Origin of the sequence: Coleofasciculus sp. (genome assembly GCF_046539235.1) — a bacterium.
Classification (GTDB): domain Bacteria; phylum Cyanobacteriota; class Cyanobacteriia; order Cyanobacteriales; family Coleofasciculaceae; genus Coleofasciculus.
In genome coordinates this window covers 1-18,292 of sequence record NZ_JBKHHI010000095.1, presented here as the reverse complement: position 1 = coordinate 18,292, position 18,292 = coordinate 1, and the positions used below count along the sequence as shown (strand labels likewise).

The 18,292-nt window shown below is 45.7% G+C and carries 14 protein-coding genes and 1 tRNA gene; all 15 read right to left on the bottom strand.

What is annotated here, in order from left to right; genetic code table 11:
• Positions 1 to 1,181: carbamoyltransferase HypF (gene hypF / locus ACLFWI_RS11060; RefSeq protein ID WP_446412992.1), on the bottom strand; the 1,181-nt coding region annotated here is incomplete at its 3' end.
• A 123-nt stretch (positions 1,182 to 1,304) separates the two neighbouring features.
• Positions 1,305 to 1,580 carry a hypothetical protein gene (locus ACLFWI_RS11055; RefSeq protein WP_446408996.1) on the bottom strand — a complete coding sequence of 92 codons (276 nt, stop codon included), beginning with the start codon at positions 1,578 to 1,580 and terminating at the stop codon, positions 1,305 to 1,307.
• A 50-nt stretch (positions 1,581 to 1,630) separates the two neighbouring features.
• The gene (locus tag ACLFWI_RS11050; protein WP_446412991.1) at positions 1,631 to 4,291 is read right to left on the bottom strand and encodes an MGH1-like glycoside hydrolase domain-containing protein; all 2,661 of its coding nucleotides are present in this window, start codon (positions 4,289 to 4,291) and stop codon (positions 1,631 to 1,633) included.
• A 134-nt stretch (positions 4,292 to 4,425) separates the two neighbouring features.
• Positions 4,426 to 5,232 carry a glucose 1-dehydrogenase gene (locus ACLFWI_RS11045; protein ID WP_446408998.1) on the bottom strand — a complete coding sequence of 269 codons (807 nt, stop codon included), beginning with the start codon at positions 5,230 to 5,232 and terminating at the stop codon, positions 4,426 to 4,428.
• A gap of 418 nt (positions 5,233 to 5,650) precedes the next feature.
• Positions 5,651 to 7,504, bottom strand: coding sequence for a 2-succinyl-5-enolpyruvyl-6-hydroxy-3-cyclohexene-1-carboxylic-acid synthase (menD, locus tag ACLFWI_RS11040; RefSeq protein WP_446412990.1), 1,854 nt, complete (start codon positions 7,502 to 7,504; stop codon positions 5,651 to 5,653).
• Positions 7,505 to 7,594: 90 nt separating this feature from the next.
• The gene (locus ACLFWI_RS11035; RefSeq protein ID WP_446412989.1) at positions 7,595 to 10,336 is read right to left on the bottom strand and encodes a bifunctional acetate--CoA ligase family protein/GNAT family N-acetyltransferase; all 2,742 of its coding nucleotides are present in this window, start codon (positions 10,334 to 10,336) and stop codon (positions 7,595 to 7,597) included.
• A 225-nt stretch (positions 10,337 to 10,561) separates the two neighbouring features.
• Complete coding sequence (locus ACLFWI_RS11030; protein ID WP_446412988.1) at positions 10,562 to 11,065, bottom strand: hydrogenase maturation protease; 504 nt, start codon at positions 11,063 to 11,065, stop codon at positions 10,562 to 10,564.
• Between the two features lie 85 nt (positions 11,066 to 11,150).
• Positions 11,151 to 12,317 (bottom strand): SpoIIE family protein phosphatase, encoded by a 1,167-nt coding sequence (locus ACLFWI_RS11025; protein WP_446412987.1) that lies wholly within the window; start codon positions 12,315 to 12,317, stop codon positions 11,151 to 11,153.
• 77 nt (positions 12,318 to 12,394) lie between these two features.
• Positions 12,395 to 12,901, bottom strand: coding sequence for a PAS domain-containing protein (locus tag ACLFWI_RS11020; RefSeq protein WP_446412986.1), 507 nt, complete (start codon positions 12,899 to 12,901; stop codon positions 12,395 to 12,397).
• A gap of 85 nt (positions 12,902 to 12,986) precedes the next feature.
• Positions 12,987 to 13,244 carry a (2Fe-2S) ferredoxin domain-containing protein gene (locus ACLFWI_RS11015; protein ID WP_446412985.1) on the bottom strand — a complete coding sequence of 86 codons (258 nt, stop codon included), beginning with the start codon at positions 13,242 to 13,244 and terminating at the stop codon, positions 12,987 to 12,989.
• Positions 13,245 to 13,260: 16 nt separating this feature from the next.
• Entirely contained in the window at positions 13,261 to 14,034 is a 774-nt protein-coding gene (gene pflA, locus ACLFWI_RS11010; protein ID WP_446412994.1) for a pyruvate formate-lyase-activating protein, read from the bottom strand.
• Between the two features lie 249 nt (positions 14,035 to 14,283).
• Positions 14,284 to 16,569: a formate C-acetyltransferase gene (gene pflB / locus ACLFWI_RS11005; RefSeq protein WP_446412984.1), complete on the bottom strand. Its 2,286-nt coding sequence runs from the start codon at positions 16,567 to 16,569 to the stop codon at positions 14,284 to 14,286.
• Between the two features lie 607 nt (positions 16,570 to 17,176).
• A tRNA-Lys gene (locus ACLFWI_RS11000) sits at positions 17,177 to 17,248 on the bottom strand.
• Complete coding sequence (locus ACLFWI_RS10995; RefSeq protein ID WP_446412983.1) at positions 17,239 to 17,988, bottom strand: cobalt-precorrin-6A reductase; 750 nt, start codon at positions 17,986 to 17,988, stop codon at positions 17,239 to 17,241. The genes ACLFWI_RS11000 and ACLFWI_RS10995 overlap by 10 nt, the downstream gene beginning before the upstream one ends.
• Positions 17,989 to 18,122: 134 nt before the next feature.
• Positions 18,123 to 18,292, bottom strand: a 170-nt coding sequence (locus ACLFWI_RS10990; protein WP_446412993.1) for a LemA family protein, incomplete at its 5' end; no start/stop codon positions are given.

Genomic DNA, 18,292 nt, shown 5'->3' with positions numbered 1-18,292 from the left:
ATAACTCGCACCACAGAATCATCCACCCGATTGACAATATCACGGTTATGCAACAGCAAATAATCCGCGATTTTGCCTAACTTTAAACGGGCGTCTTGATTATCGATACATTGGGGTTCATCGGAGAGATTCCCACTGGTTAAAATAATCGGATAATCCAGCCGTTGTAAAATCAAATGATGGAGGGGAGTATAAGGTAACATGAACCCCAGAGTTGTTTGTCCCGGTGCGACTGAAGCCGCAATTTTGGGTGTAGAGACGTTGCATGCAACGTCTCTACAATTGTCGCGATTAGGGATAACATCAATTAAAACAATAGGCGCGGCGGGACTTTGTAATAATTCCTTTTCCTGAGCATTCAGAGTACAATACTGTTCAATCACCCCTAAATCTCGCGCCATCAAAGCAAAAGGTTTATGATAACGTTGCTTACGCGATCGCAACTGTTGTACTGTAGTTTCATTGGTGGCGTCACAGGCTAAATGAATCCCGCCTAATCCTTTAATCGCCACAATTTCCCCTTGTTTCAGCAGAGTACAAACCGTATCGATGGGGTTAGATGTATCAATCTTTTCACCATTTGCCCCTTCTAACCATACCCTTGGTCCACACACCGGACAAGCAATTGGTTGGGCGTGGAAGCGGCGATTTTCGATATCGTGGTATTCCCTATCGCAATCGGGACACATCGCAAACTCAGCCATGCTAGTCTGCTTACGGTCATAGGGAATCGAGCGAATAATACTTAGACGGGGACCACAATGGGTACAATTAGTAAAGGGGTAATTGTACCAACGCGATCGCGAATCCAGGGTTTCAGCTTGACATTGGGGACAGGTGGCGGCGTCAGGGGGAATTTGAGTTTGAACGCTACTTTTGACACTCTGGGCAATAGTAAAGTCACAGAAAACGCGATCGCCTCTATAGGGAGTACGGCTAATCGATTCAATTTGGGCAAGGGGTGGGGACTCTAGCTGTAAGCGTTGCACAAATTCTGCGATCGCGTCTGTTGTTCCTGATACGTAAATTAAGACGCCTTGACCATCATTACAAACTTCTCCCTTGAGATTACACGCCTTTGCCAAACGGTACACCGTTGGGCGAAATCCCACACCTTGTACCGTACCGCGCACCCGAATTTCTTCCTGGCTAATTGTGGATGGATGATTGTTTATTGCCATTTGCCTAATTTAGACAATTTTCCACTATTGTAATTGATAAAATAGTTCTATCAAGTGTGGTCAATCACCTGAACGCCGATAATTTCAGCAATTTCCTCAGCAAAACTTATAGCAAAGTCATAATTAAGTTGCTTCCGAAAAGGTTCCAGATCCAACTAACCGCCATAAGACAACAGCACCAAAATTATTGCCATTCCCACTGTTCCTTTCCAACGCCCAACAACCTTCACTGGTGACATTAGCAGCAACAAGGGCTGGTGTCTCAAAAATGCCTGCACCAATAACAATGCCAACAATTATGGCAATAGCATCTTTAAATGCCAGGGTTGGCTTTGGTGCTGCCGCCCGATTTGCCGTCGAATTTGATGTTGATAAACTGTAGTTTTCATGTTTAATCACGTTAGATTATATCAGTGAAGTTTTGGTTAGGCATATTTGGACAAAGTTTCTTAGCGAGCGTTGCCACTGTTTTGGATCAGTTTGGCAACCAAACCAGTCCAACCCGTTTGATGATTAGCACCTAAACCCGCACCCGTATCCCCATGAAAATATTCGTGAAAAAGAATCCAATTTTGCCAATGGGGGTTAGATTGAAATTCTTCGATATCCCTGTAGACAGGGCGCTGCTCATCTGACTTTTGTTGAAAGATGTTAACCAGTCTTCGAGAAAGTTCATTCGCTACTTCTTTCAGGGTCATTTCCTGACCCGAACCGGTTGGGCATTCAACTTTGAAATCATCTCCCAAGTAGTGATGAAATTTTTGTATAGACTCAATGATCAAAAAATTCATCGGGAACCAGATCGGACCACGCCAGTTAGAATTGCCGCCAAACATACCACTTCTTGATTCACCGGGTTCATAAGCCACTTGATACCAATGTCCCTCGCCTTCAAAGACATAGGGATTGTCTTGATGAAATCGAGAAAGGGAACGGATACCGTAATCGCTGAGAAATTCCGTTTCATCGAGTACTTTTTGCAGAATTTTTTTCAATCGATCGGGATGAACGATGGATAAAAGTCTTCTCGCCCCTACTCCTTCAGTTTCTATACAAGCAATATTGTGTCGCAAGTCGGGACGATTTTTGATAAACCATTCCATACGACGTTTAAAACCGGGAAGAGCTTTTAATGTTTTTGATTCAAGAATTTCAATGGCAAACAAAGGAACAAGTCCCACCATTGAGCGCAGGTTTAGGCGCTTGCGCTCACCGTGAGGAAATTGCAGCACGTCGTAGTAAAATTCGTCCTGGTCATCCCATAGATGAATGTCACTTTCCCCTAGATGATTTATGGCATAGGCAATGTAGAGGAAATGCTCAAAAAACTTGCTTGCCATGTCTTCATAGGCAGGATTTTCCGGGGCAAGTTCCAGCGCGATCGCTAACATATTTAGACAGTACATTGCCATCCAACTCGTCCCATCTGCCTGATCGAGATGACCTCCCGTTGGTAGTTCAGCACTGCGGTCAAAAATGCCAATATTATCTAATCCAAGAAATCCTCCTTGAAAGACATTGTTTCCTCCTTTATCTTTGCGGTTAACCCACCAGGTAAAATTCAACAACAACTTTTGAAATACCCGTTCGAGGAAATGTCGATCAGCCCGACCATAGAGTTCTTTTTCAATCTGATAAATCCGCAACGCTCCCCAAGCATGAACGGGTGGATTAACATCACCAAAATGCCATTCATAGGCAGGAATTTGACCGTTAGGATGCAAATACCACTCCCGCGTTAATAAATCCAGTTGCCCTTTAGCAAAATCGGGATCTATCATTGCCAAAGGTAAGACATGAAATGCCGTATCCCAGGCAGCAAACCAGGGAAATTCCCACTTATCTGGCATGGAAAGAATATCATCATTATAGAGATGAAGCCAATCCTCATTTCGTTTAATTTCTCGTTCGGGAGTGGGCAGCGCTGGGTCGCCATTGAGCCAATCTTCTACAATGTAATGATAAAATTGCTTCGTCCACAACAAGCCCGCAAACGCTTGACGTTGTATGTTCTGTAAATCCGGTGATGCTGTTGGGGGACAAAAGCGTTGATAAAATTCATCAGCTTCCTGCTGTCGTTGTTTGAAGACTTGCTCAAACTCTTCTCCAAAAGGATTGGTTAATGATGGGGTTTCGCTCAGCCGCAAGCGAATAGTTTTAGTTTGCCCCGCACCAATTTTGTTAAAATAACAGGCAGAAAATTTTGTTCCCATGTTATCGGAATTAATCGCCTCAGTTTTTCCGTGGATTATGTAGTTATTAATGCCATCTTTTAGATAATGTGAATGGTTTTCAGTTTCAAATATTTGGTCTAAATTTGTATCATTGTCTGTAAATAATAAATTATCCGGTGTTGCACAATAAAGCCAGCGTTTTCCTAAAGTTGTATGACAAGCTTCAACAATGCTAAACTCTTCCATCTCTCCCGCCGTATGGTCAGAGGGAAAAACTCTAAGATAAGGTTTTTGACGGGTAAAATCCCAAGACCACGTATTTCTGAACCAAAGAGTCGGTAACAGATGCAGGGGTTTTTCCTCATCCCCGCGATTGATGAGTGTAATTTGAATTAAAATATCCTCGGCTGAAGCTTTCGCATATTCCACAAAGACATCAAAATAACGATCGCGCTCAAAAATACCTGTTTCCAGTAATTCCAACTCTGGCTCATCTAGACCTCTTTGGCGATTTTCTTCTACCAGTTGAGTGTAGGGAAATGCCTGTTGTGGATACTTGTACAGATATTTCATGTAAGCATGAGTGGGAGTGCTGTCTAGATAGAAGTAGTATTCTTTAACATCTTCCCCATGATTGCCTTCAGGACCAGTTAAACCAAACAGTCGTTCTTTGAGGATAGTATCTTGCTCATTCCAAAGCGCGATCGCAAAACAAAGTCGCTGGTGATTGTCAGAGATTCCCCCAATGCCATCTTCTCCCCAACGATAGGCACGAGAACGCGCATGCTCATGGGGAAAATACTCCCAAGCATTACCATATTTGCTGTAATCTTCGCGTACTGTTCCCCACTGCCGTTCGCTTAAATAAGGTCCCCAGCGACGCCAGTGTGCTTGATGGGTGCGTGCTTCTTCTAGTCGCTTTTCTTCTGCTGTCATTGTTTTAATTTTATAGAGATGAGGTGGGAGTTAAGAGTTATAAGCGAGTTACAAAAATCGCTAGAATTACCAAAACCTCTCCTTTCCTACTTCTGCGTTTAGGTGATCTAAAGCGGCTGCTATAATCACAATTTTCAGGCTGACCAAGGTTTGCTAAAGTCGTGATAAAGTGTTAACCCACCATCAATAAATAGAGTTTGTCCGGTGATATAGTCAGCTTCCTCAGATGCCAAAAAAGCCACCGCTGCTGCCATTTCTTCTGAAGTTCCGGCTCTTCCCATCGGAATGTGACTTTCTACGTTGGCTTTTTCCTCAGGGTCATTAATCCATGCTTCATTGATCGGGGTAATCGTTGCCCCAGGTCCGATACCATTCACCCGAATTCCTTTGGAGGCATATTCTAAAGCCAAAGTTTTTGTTAAATTCCCCATTCCTCCCTTACTAACCGAATAACTCACATAGCAAGGTCGGGGAATAATTTCATGAACGCTAGAAATGTTGATAATGACACCTTTTTTATTGCCGTCTAAAAAATGTTTAATGGCTTCACGGGCGCAAATATAAGCCCCTCGGAGATTAACAGAAATGACTTTATCAAAGCTCTCAATTTTTGTTTCGTGTGCCGCACTCTCCATTTGAATACCTGCATTGTTGATCAAAATATCGAGTCCGCCTAACTCGTTAATAACGGTGTCCATTATCTGAGAAACATCGTCTTCTTTTGAGACATCGCCCTGTACCAGTAAGTCTTTAACACCACAGCCTTTGATTTCACCACAAGCTTGCTCCATCTTTTCTGCGGTGTCTGCGGCATCTTCGGGACTGCTGCGATAGTTGATAGCTACATTGACACCTTCTTGAGCCAAACGAATAGCGATCGCGCGTCCAATTCCAGAACTTGCACCTGTTACGAGAGCGTTTTTACCTTTGAGACCTTTCATCATGACAATTCCCTAGTTTACTCAGTACAATGTTTATTTGCTTCATAGTATTAAACAATCAATGCCATCCAAAGATAACAAAGATGCTCTAGCTATAAATCCACCTTTCGATAGAGCTGTCGCCATAAAGGTTAGGACTTTCTTAAATGACCCAAATGTCACGTATTAGTAATAAACCTTCTGCCTTGGAGCCTTCTGCTATATATTTTGTAAGGATTCAGGTCTGTATTTATCTGTGTTTAGCTCATCAATCAGCCTGGGTGTACTTGCCGTAACCAAGTAAGTGGGGAAAGGGAATTAAGTCATATCGGCGAGTGCGCCCAGGCTCAAAACCCCAACATCAGGTTGATACTAATGTCGCTCAAAACCTGATTCTAAAAGGTTTTAGGCTGCTTTTCACCCCTTCAGGTTGGATAGGCTAAGGTTCCTCTACTACGAACGAACCTAGATACGTTTTTCGCCAAATTGTGTCAGCTTGGCGATTTGTGGGTAATTCTAACACTCGAATTCCTTGACTCGGTAATGGATTTAGTAATTGCTGTAATTGTTGCCACGATTGAATGAGTTGATGTTCTACCCTGTATGTTAGACACAGTTGGGCAAAGTTGATGTTTTGGGGTGTGGCAAAGAATTCTTCAAAGGGTGGCTCGAAGTCGGAAATGGGTAACATTTCAAAAATACCACCGCCGTTATTGTTGATTAAGACAATGGTTAGATGACCCACAAGTTTCTGATTCAGTAAAAAACCATTGGTATCATGTAATAAGGCTAAGTCTCCTGTTAGCATGACTGTACTCTGATTCCGGTGAGCAATGCCTAATGCTGTGGATAAGATGCCATCAATGCCATTCGCACCGCGATTAAACCACGGCTGAATCTCTGTATTGCCCGGTGACCAAAAGAATTCAACATCCCGCACGGGCATACTATTGGCAATAAATAAGGGTGTTCCTGGCGGCAAAGATTGAGAGAGTAACCAGGCGGCTTTCCCTTCAAATAATTGCGGCATTTCTACCATGGTTTGGTCAACGGCTGCTCTCACTTGCGTTTCTGCGTCACACCATTTTTTTAGGTAATGTGGGTTTTGTGGTGATACAGTTCTCTCCTGTTCCTTTATCAGGGTGGGTTTAGTTACGTTATCAGTTTTGTCAACAACGTTATCCGTTAAACCCGCCCCTACAGCCATATTTTTTTTAGCGTTCGTTGTTATCCATTGCCCGATTTCTTCGATAGAAATTCGCAGATGAGTGGTTTTCCCATGCAGGGCATCTAAGTTATGATGACAAGGGTCAATAATCCAGCGTTGGGGTTGATAAGTATTTAACCAAGCGCGTAGTTCTTTACTGGTGGGAAGTTCGCCAATTTGAATAACAAGAGTCGGTGTAAGCTGTTGAGCGAGTTGGCGATTCCGCAGGATTAAATCATAAGTAGAAATGAGATAAGGATTCAGGTGAGCGTAGTTTCTTAGGGGAGAAAGCCCTTCCGCTAATAGAGGAAAGTTTAGGGATTGCGAAAGTTGGGCGATTACATGACAATAGGCTTTGGAGTTTTGGGGTTGGGCTAACCCGGCAATAATTAAACCGCGATCGCACCCTTGCCAATCTGAGTAGGGAATCCTGTCCAGAGGTGCAGGAGAGAGGGGATGCACAGATGCAGGAGTAATAGCGGCAAAGAAATCCTCAGCCTGGAATTGGGATTGTAACTCAGTGACGGCTGGATCAGGAATCGGTGCCAGAGGATCACGGAAAGGGCAATTTAAATGTACTGGACCGGGAGTAGGAAAGCGCGATCGCTCCCAGGCGTGAATCATGGTTTGTCGCAAATATCTCAACATCCCGATTTCCAGAGACGGTACAGCTAATTCCGTTTGCCAGTTGGGATAATTGCCATAGAGTTTTACTTGATCAATCGTTTGCCCCGAGTGACAATCGCGTAGTTCTGGGGGACGATCTGCGGTTAAAATTAATAGAGGCACCCGGCTTTCCCGTGCTTCGATAATACCTGGGTAGAAATTCGCCCCGGCTGTCCCCGAAGTACAAACCAACGCCACAGGTAACCCCGATTTTCGGGCAACTCCCAAGGCGAAAAAGGCAGCCGAACGTTCATCAAGAATAGGAATTGCCTCTATTTTGCTGTGTTGTGCAAAGGCAACCGTAAGCGGGGTGGAACGCGAACCGGGACATAAGACGGCAGTGGTTAATCCCAACCGCGTTAACGTTTCCACCAGTATAGAAGCCCAGACGGTATTGGTATTACGAAAGTCAATTAGCATCGCATCCCATACTATAGCAGAAGCGTCTGGTTTTTGAGGTAGTAGGGGTACGACATGTCGTACCCACAAGACTTATTCAGCAGACCCTAACTACAAACGAATCTCGGCTTTGACTAAATCATTCCCTGCCCGTTCCAGATGGAAACCCACTTTTTCCGCCACCTTCTGCATCGGCACATTTTCTGCCAGAATATCAGCAGTAATCCGCGTCAGTTTCTCTTGGCGACCCACTTGAATAATGCGTTGGAGTAATTCCGTCCCTAATCCGCGACGCTGATAGGGGTCACTAATTAACATAGCGAATTCCCCTTCATTAATCCCATGCATCTTGCTCAATCGCGCCACGCCCAAGATTTCGTGGTTTCCTGTTTGCGGATTTTTATAGTCCGCCACCAGTGCCATTTCCCGATCATAGTCGATAAAGCAGATGCGGGTTAATCGTTCATGGGCAATCCGCCGACTCAGTTTCATTAAGCTGAAATAACGCAAATAGACACTTTCTTCCGATAGCGTTTGGTGGAATTGCACGATTAAAGGTTCATCCTCTGGACGAATCGGACGAATGGTTATCGGCGTGCCATCATTAAGCTGCCATGGGGTGACGTACTGCCGAGGATAGGGACAAATCGCGGTTTTGGGTAGTTGGTTTTCCTCAACATCTAAATCGTGGAGGATAATCCGGGCATCTAGGGCGATGAGTTGATCCGAAGACGCTTGCAGGGGATTAATATCAATTTCCTTGATCCAACGCTGTTCAATCACCAATTGACTAAAGCGAACCATAATCTGCTCAAGTTCGGCTAAATCAATGGCTTGACGCCCCCGCACCCCTTTGAGTGCCTTATAGATTTGCGTCTGTTCGATCATCCGCCGCGCTAGGGTGGTATTCAGAGGCGGTAGCGCGATCGCCCGATCCTTGAATACTTCCACTAACTGTCCCCCAGACCCAAAGACTAACACCGGTCCAAACTGCGGATCAACGATGCTGCCGATAATCAGTTCATAAGCACCATCCTGACGCACCATTTCCTGAACCGTAACACCCAAGAAATGTTCAGCACCAACTTTCTCCGTCACCGTTGATTTAATCTTGTTATACGCCCAACGCACCGCTTCTTCATCAGTGAGGTTTAACTGAACCCCACCCACATCGGTTTTATGGGTAATGGTTTCCGAGAAGAGTTTCAACACCACCGGGTATCCCAGGGAATTTGCCCAATTCACCGCATTCTCTTCTGTTTTTGCCACCCCAGTATGCACAATCGGGATATTATAGGCAGCGAGCAGTTGTTTCGATTCCAACTCCGTCAGAATCGTCCGTCCCGCCTTGCGTGCCGTTTCAATCATCTGCTGCGCCAAAGCGCGATCGGGTCCAGTTTCTTCGGATGAGGGTAAAATCGGCGTTTCGTAGATCCCACTCAGGTTGTAGCTGTACTGCCACATTAAATTAAATAACCGCGCCGCATCATCGGGGTAGGGATAGGTGGGAATGCTAGCACGGTTGAGTAAGGTTTCCCCAGTTTTGGTTTCTGATCCCCCCATCCAACTAGCAAACACGGGTTTCCCAGCTTTCTGGGCATAGGGTTTTAACTGTTCGGCAATTTGGGTGGGATCTGTCATGGCTTGGGGCGTGAGAATCACCAGCAAGCCATCGCTGTTGGGATCTTCAACCGCAATGTCGAGGGCTTTGGTATAGCGATCGGGATCAGCATCACCGAGAATATCAATGGGGTTGCCATGACTCCAATGGCGGGGCAGGATTTCGTTGAGGGCAGTTACCGTATCCTCAGAGAGTTCTGCCAATGAACCACCTGCGCTAATTAGGGCGTCTGTCGCTAAAACCCCTGGTCCCCCGGCATTAGTAATAATTGTCAAGCGGGGTCCTTTGGGACGACGAGGCTGTTTTGCCCACACCTCAGCCATATCAAACAGTTCGGAGATAGTATTCACGCGAACTACACCACAGCGGCGGAAGGCGGCATCAAGGACATCATCGCTACCTGCCAAAGAACCGGTATGGGAGGCTGATGCCTTGGCAGCGGCTTCGGTGCGCCCGGTTTTAATTACGATAATCGGCTTAGTTAATGCCACTTCCCGCGCCGCTGAAAGGAAGGATCGGGCATCGCCAATGGATTCCATATAAATAACGATGCTATGGGTGTGGGGATCATCACCGAGATAGTAAATCAAATCCCCCCAACTTACATCCATCATCGAACCAATGGAAATAAAGGCGCTAAAGCCCACATTTTCCCAGAAACTCCAATCTAGGACAGCGGTACATAATGCCCCACTCTGACTAATAAACGCCAAATTACCCGGACGCGCCATGGTACTGGCAAAGGTAGCATTTAACCCACTGCGCGGACTCATTAAACCCAGGCAATTCGGACCAATAATTCGCATCTTGCCCCGGGCGGTTTCCAGGATTTGCTTTTCTAATTCAACTCCCTTAGAACCTGTTTCTTTAAATCCCGCTGAAATAATAATCGCACTTTTGACGCCAACCTCAACACATTCTTGGACGACTCCGGGTACAAAAGGGGCGGGTATGGCAATGATCGCCAGATCCACGGGATCAGGTATGTCTTTAATACTCGAATAAGCAGGAATTCCCAAGACACTATGGCGTTTGGGATTGACTGGAAAAATGGTTCCCCCGAAGGGATTACTCATTAAATTCCATAGCAGGGTTCGCCCCACACTGCCCTCTTTATCCGTCGCCCCAATCACAGCAACGGTATCGGGGGCGAAGAAGGAGTGCAGGGGTTGACGTTCCGAACGCAGAATATCATACGCTGGATCGGTGGTTGGTTTAAGTGGCTTAACCATTGTTTTTTCCTTTCTTTATTAATACTTCTGGGGAAAAATTGAAACGGAACGGTTAACACTGAACACACAAGGACTAAAACCTAGGGTTCTCCCTGATAATCTGCCATCTCAGTTGGAGAAGGTGGGGAAGACGTTTTGATTGTGTAGGGGCGGGTTTTACTACTATCGTTTCTTACCTCACAAAAGATGGGACTCGCGCCCGCCCAGACTGAGTTCCAAATTAACTCACAACTCCCCCATCTCGACGCAACCGGATGATAATTGAGTCGGCGATTCCGCTTGTATTGCCAACAGGCGATGAATATGAATCAGGGCGTCGGTAACTCCCTGTTGGGCAATGGGTGAGAGGGTTTCGCCAAACTCGAAGTCAACAGCGGGAATGGTAACCAGCCAAGCGGGGGGAGAATGATCATAAAGGACTTGGGCTAACGTTAACAGCGATCGCGGATCACAATGATGACCGAATGGGACAGAATCAGCATACCCCGATCGCAGGGGAAAGACTTGCACCCTGGCTGTCTCTCCAGATACGGGATAAGCATCCACAAAAATCGCCCCATCCACAGTGGCTAAGGTTTGTGCCAATTCAGGAGTCAGTTGGTGCAGGGGAAGCGATCGCACCCCAAGGCATCCCCACTCTTGTACCTCCATTGCCACAACTTGACCCACACCGTCATCCCGCCGCAGCGTATTCCCATAGCCAATCACCACCCATTGGTCATTTGTCATTGGTCTTATGTCCTTTGTCCTTCGTCAGGCTTGACTGGATGTTTACAGAACCTAACATCATTCCCTTAATCTCCACTGACCTAACTTAGCAGTATTCTAACTGGACTTCTTTCTTATGATTTTGCAAATACTTCACTACCTCTTCTACTAAATTTCGGCGGATGGAAATGTTTTTGGGTAACAGCGGATTTTGATAAAATTCGTTAATTTTCTGCCCCACCAAGAAAAGTACCGAATCCGCCATCAAGATTTCCTTAGCTAGAAGCGCTGCACCATTGCGGTCACTCGGTAAGCGATCGATATCACATTTACATTTTTTTAAGATTTCTAGGCTTTTCGAGATAGTTAATATCCCTTCAGTTACCAGGTCAATTTGACTTAACTTACCAATCGGCGGCAGATCCGGTCGCATCGTGGCAATATCCATTTCCACCTCTTCACCCAGATATTTCCCCACAATATTCCCCGTGGTTCCGCCACAGATCACTTTTCTGCCCTCAAAATTTAATAAGCGTTCCACATAAACCTGATCGTGACGTTGATCTAGAGGGGGTCCGGTAAAAATCATTAACTCATTCCGCTTCCGTACACAGACGCCCACAAACGTGGCATCATCCCCAATTTTTCCTTGATAGAGGTTGTGCGTTTCGCCAATCACTTTACGGACAATATTACGAGCAGTGTAGGTATCCCGAATATATAGGCTTTCAATGTATTTGGCAATATTTTCCCAGCCCCAGCCGAAATTTAAAACCGCACCCAGCCCCGCATACAAGACGCCATCACTAATCGCCCCCAGGAAATCCCCCCGTTCTAAATGCCCTTCTGAAATAACAATGTCTTTCTCCAGGATTTTCTCGGTTCGGGTTTCAACGGGGACAGGTTTTCCTTTCCTAAAATGAAAAATGGGCGGGTTATCAAAATTTATAACTTTAAATTTATTGTTTTTATGATTAATCCGAATTATAGTAAACGTGGCGTAAGCAATTTTCCGAACACTACAAATTGGCAACGTACCAATTACCGTTTCGATCACCTCGGTCAGAGGCAGATCTGCATTCAACATGGTGATCAAGATTTCCGTCGTCAGCGTTGCCAGAATATTAGCCTTAACACCACTTCCCAACCCATCAGATAAAACAATTGTCGTTTTATCCTTCGTCTTGATAAACTTAACCTGGTCGCCACATAGTTCCTCTCCCTTTTTATTTAAGCTTAAATCATAGATATCTAGAAAATGATCACGACTCATAAGCTATTCTATAGTTAAACTACTGCTCCCAGACGTAGCAGGCTACGTCTCTACATGGCTTCCCCAGCTAATCCCTACTACCCCATCTCCTGTTCCACCATTTGAATAATCTTCAATAGACTCACCTTTGTCGTTGCGGTTGTTTCTCCCAATATTCCCGCAATTTCTTGAACAACTTTCATTTGATTATCCACCACCTCATTAACCTTTTCCACCGTTTCTCGTTTAACTTTGATCAATTCTCGCTTACGCTGTAACTCATAACTCATATTCACCAAAATAGCTGCAATTATATTTTCCTCTTTAATCGGAAAAATAACTTCTCTGACATAAAGTTGGTGATTAGCGTACTCTTTTTCCTTCCCCTGAATCACCTCATCATTATCCCAGACTCGTTGAAAATCACTGACATCTGTCAAAATAGTGGAGGCGGACTCACCAATAGCCGCCTCCTGTTCCACATTAAACATTTTGCAAAAGGCAGGATTTACCAGCTTGATTGTCATATCTTTATCCACGACAATCAAACCATTCGGGTCATACTGCCACAACAATTCCCACAAACTCTTATCGCTACTCGTCATATTATTTATTCTTCAAGCTGCTATGCCAAAGCTAACTGAAATTCATTGTTCCCTGTTCCTGTTCCCTGTTCCCTCTCCCTAGATATCATTGAATACAGGGCAGAATCTCTTGTTTAAACTTTTGCTCAACATTGTTAGCATTGATATTAACAAAAAATTTATCCTTAAACTTCATCACAATACCAGCGCTACAGGTCTCCAAACAAAAGGAACCCTTTAATTCAACTTTATCCTCCAAATTGTATGTGCTAATCAACTCCTGAATTTTGGGTAATACTTCATAAACACCCAATTGATGACAGGCTGAACCCATACATAAATAGAGATTTTCTTTCTCGTCCATGGTCTACACCTCAATCTTACTGCACATTCAGCCCCTGTCTTTGAAAGATGTCCATAACCTGCTGCACCTGTTGGGGCGTTGGCGAGGGTGTGTCTTTAAGCTGATAGTCATACCCTAGCTGTTGCCATTTATACTCTCCCATTTTGTGAAACGGCAGAACTTCTACTTTTTCCACATTGCCCAAGGTCGAGACAAACTGGGCTAATCCCTCGATACTCTCTAGGTTATCGGATAAATTGGGAACTAGGACAAAGCGAATCCAGGTCGGCTTTTTAATCTCACTCAGATACTGGGCAAAGGCGAGTGTAGGTTCGAGGGAAACGTTGGTAATCTTAAAGTAAATTTTGGGATCAAAGGATTTGATGTCCAACAAGACCAAATCTACATGATCCAGCACAGGTTTGACGATCTCCAAATTGACATAACCAGATGTATCCAGGGCGGTATGAATCCCTTGGTCTTGACAGCGTCGGAAAATTTCGCGGACAAACTCCGGTTGCATCAAGGGTTCACCCCCTGTTATCGTAACGCCGCCGCCGGAAAAGCGCATGTAGGAACGATACTTTGGGATCTGGGTCATCAGTTCATCAACCGTAACCTCCTGACCTTCACGGATACAACGGCTATCAGGATTGTGACAATAAAGACAACGCAGCGGACAGCCCTGGGTAAAAATAACAAAGCGGATACCTGGACCATCGACTGTACCGCAGCTTTCTAACGAGTGAATATGTCCGGTTACAGAGGTTTTGGGTGTGGCGATTGGGGATTGAGAAATTGATGATTGCATTACCATAGTTCAAATGTTGAGTTTTGATTGTTCCAGACGTGCCATTATTCGTCTGTAGGAGAGGTTTTGATGACTATCGTTTACGAAAGTACCTAGATGTAACTAAACTTGCCCTGAATGAATCAATCCTGAATGGATTAAGGTGTGGTAAACAATAGCGAAGCGTTGCGGCGGGGGTGTGGGGGATTTGGGGGGCTAGCCCCCCAGAAAAACGGACTTGTCTACCTGATCAGGTAAAAGCAACTCCGCCTAAATCCGTTCATGGAATGTGCGATTAATCACATCCAGTTGCTGTTCGCGGGTTAACTTAATGAAGTTCACCGCATAACCCGATACCCGAATCGTTAACTGCGGGTATTTCTCCGGATGATCCATCGCATCCAGCAGGGTATCGCGATTGAAGACATTGACGTTGATATGATGACCATCGTCATGGAAATACCCATCCAGCATTCCCACCAAATTGTTCACCTTCGCCTCATCCGTCTTACCCAACGCTTGCGGCACAATAGAGAACGTATAAGAAATCCCATCTTGGGCATGTTCATAAGGTAGTTTCGCCACTGAAGCCAAGGCTGCGATCGCGCCATTGCTATCACGACCATGCATTGGGTTCGCGCCAGGGGCAAAGGGTTCCCCAGCTTTGCGCCCATCAGGGGTACTTCCGGTTTTCTTCCCGTACACCACATTTGAGGTAATCGTCAGAATCGACTGGGTAGGAACAGCGCCGCGATAAGTCTTATTCTTGCGGACTTTATCCATAAACGCTTTCACCAGGTTGGCAGTAATTTCATCCACCTGATCATCGTTATTGCCAAACTTGGGATAATCTCCTTCCACTTTATAGTCTACGGCCAGACCCTGGTCATTGCGAATAACTTTCACCTTGGCATATTTAATCGCCGATAACGCATCGCCAACCACCGACAACCCAGCAATCCCACATGCCATTGTCCGATAAACATCCCGGTCATGCAGCGCCATTTCCAAACGCTCATAACAATATTTATCGTGCATATAGTGGATCACATTCAAGGTATTGACGTAGAGTTTCGCCAACCACTCGATCATTTGGTCGAACTTCCCCGTCACCTCATCATAATCCAGGTACTCTGAAGTAATCGGTGCCAGTTCTGGACCGATTTGTTCGCCCGCTTTTTCATCCTTACCGCCATTAATCGCATAGAGTAAGGCTTTCGCCAGGTTAACCCGTGCGCCAAAGAACTGCATCTGTTTGCCAATCGGCATTCCCGATACACAGCAGGCAATGCCATAATCATCACCATAGTGCGATCGCATCAGGTCATCGTTCTCGTACTGAATCGAACTGGTTTCCACCGATACCTTGGCGCAGAACCGCTTAAAGTTAATCGGTAGCCGTTCTGACCACAGTACCGTTAAATTCGGTTCTGGTGCAGGACCCAAGTTATCAAGCGTATGCAAGAAACGGAAACTGGTCTTTGTCACCAACGGACGACCATCTTCACCCATTCCGCCAATGGCTTCGGTTACCCAAACCGGGTCACCGGAGAACAGTTCATTATAAGCCGGCGCCCGCAGGAAGCGCACCATCCGCAGTTTCATCACGAAATGGTCAATTAATTCCTGCGCCTCGGATTCGTTAAGTGTGCCGTTATTTAAATCCCGTTCCACATAAATATCCAGGAACGTAGACACCCGTCCCAAGGACATCGCCGCGCCATTTTGTTCCTTCACCGCACCCAAATAGCCAAAGTACGTCCACTGTACTGCTTCTTGGGAATTTGCCGCCGGACGGCTAATATCAAAGCCATAGCTAGCTGCCATGTCTTGCAGTTCTTTTAGCGCCCGGATTTGTTCAGAAATTTCTTCCCGTTGCTGGATAACCGACTCGTCAATCGCATCGAATTCCAGGGAATCTTGCTGCTGTTTTTTATCTGCAATTAAACGGGTGATCCCATACAATGCCACCCGGCGATAGTCACCAATAATTCGACCCCGACCATAGGCATCCGGTAACCCCGTAATAATCCCAGAATGTCGCGCCTTCCGCATTTCCCGCGTATAGGCATCAAAGACGCCATCATTATGGGTTTTGCGATAGTTGGTGAAAATCTCTTCTGTTTGGGGATCAAGTTGATAGCCGTAAGCTTCCAAGGATTTCTTGACAACTCGGATACCACCCAAGGGCATAATTGCCCGTTTTAACGGTTTATCGGTTTGGACGCCGACAATTTGTTCCAGGTTTTGATCAATATAACCCGGTGAATGGGCGGTGATACTGGTGGGGACTTTGGTATCGACATCTAAAATACCCTTTTCCCGCTCTTGCTGCATCAAGTCGCAGACTTTTTGCCAGAGTGTTTTAGTCCGTTCCGTTGCTGCGGCAAGGAAAGAGTCGTCTTGTGTGTATGGGGTATAATTCTTTTGGATGAAATCCCGGACATTAATTTCATTCGTCCATTTACCGGGATTAAAATTCTGCCATTGTTCACATAAAACACTAGCTGTCTCATGCTTTTGCGTAGATGTGTTAGGTGCAACTGTCCCAACCATAGGCATTATTTACCTCTTTTTTTTGTGCAAACTTTTGAACGTTAGACGTGGCCCAGACTATCCTCTTTTAGAAGTTTTTGTCAACAGTCTAAGGTGATTGTGGTTCTACTAAAAACTCGTCGCGTTTTCTTTTTACCTCAGGCTCTTGACTCTAGTCATGGGTCTAGAGGAAGAACAGTAAGGTTTATCCTAACTAAATCTATTCCTTGCGGTCTATTTAGCCTGGACGTTTACCGCTCTCTCTAACTGTCTATCTATATCGTAACTCCATGGATATTAAATCAGCAAATTTTGTTAAAGTCAATCTACTTCTTTACAAATATTTTTAATGTCAAGGTTGGGTGATTTTTAGAGAAGCTGTGGGGATAATACCTACCCATTCCAATCAGTTTGGTGTTAAAATGGGAAAATACTTCAAAAAGCTAAAATCCCAGGCTAAAAGTGGTTTACGGCTGTCCAGAGCCAGATTTTGTTTTTTTGATCTGTTTTTTTTGATCCGACGAAAGTTTGCTGTTGATGGCCGATTAATTCACGCCGCCTCAATACTTCTATGATCACGGGTTTCATTGGGGGTGGGTTGGGCTGGGAATCAGAATGAGTGATTAAATGGGTGACCTGGGATTCGAACCCAGAACCAGCGGATTAAGAGTCCGATGCGCTACCGTTGCGCTAGTCACCCGTCAAGAGCCACGCCAAGGCACTGTCTATATCTGCAACGATATCTCCCGGTGGAATGGGTGGACGCTGGATCATTATAACTGGAATTCCTAGCTCCCGTGCGGCAATCATCTTGGCATAGGTAGCATCACCGCCGCTGTTTTTGCTGACGATCGCCCCGATCTCATACTGTTGCAACAGCGATCGCTCATTGTTCAGTGAAAACGGTCCCCTTTTTAGCAGAAGCTTTCCGGGAGGAACAGCCACATTCGGCAGCGGCGGATCGATCATTCGCATCAGAAACCAGAGATCTTGCAGGTGAGCGAAGGTAGCCAGTTCTTGCCGTCCGATCGTCAGAAAGATGCGCTGGGCAATTCCTGGCAATACTGTTGCCGCTGCTTCATGGCTGTCTACTTCAATCCAACGATCGCCCTCTGTCCGTTCCCAGGCTGGACGAATCAGCATCAAATGGGGAATGCCAACCGCCGCGGCCGCGGCAGCAGCATGGAATGAAATTTGAGCCGCAAATGGATGGGTCGCATCAATCAGCACATCGATCTTTTGGTCTCGCAAGTAGTCTGTGAGTCCTGCCACTCCGCCAAATCCACCAATGCGGGTGTTTTTGGATGCCACTGTCGGCTGACGAGTTCGACCTGCCAGCGATGTGATCACTTCCACTCCAGCGATTTCGGTAGTTCGAGTCGCTAATGCTGTCGCGTCCCCGGTTCCACCCAAGATTAGCACGCGCTTGCGATCGCTCATGTCCCACCCTACTGTCTCCTCTGTCTAACCCTATCGCCTCAAGCACCAGACCACAATGTCCTGTAGGGGCAGGTTGAGAGATTAATCGATAATACTTGACAGGCAAAACCCGCCTGCTCCGCCTTATAATCTTGTCAAGGTTCAGGGGTTGTCGCCTGGAAAAAGGATTGCACCTCAAACCCTAACCTATATGCCAAAACCGAGTTAGGAAATTGCTGAATAGTTTGATTGTACCGTTGTACCGCCTGATTATAACGCATCCGTTCTACAGCAAGGCGATTTTCTGTCCCGGCTATTTCATACT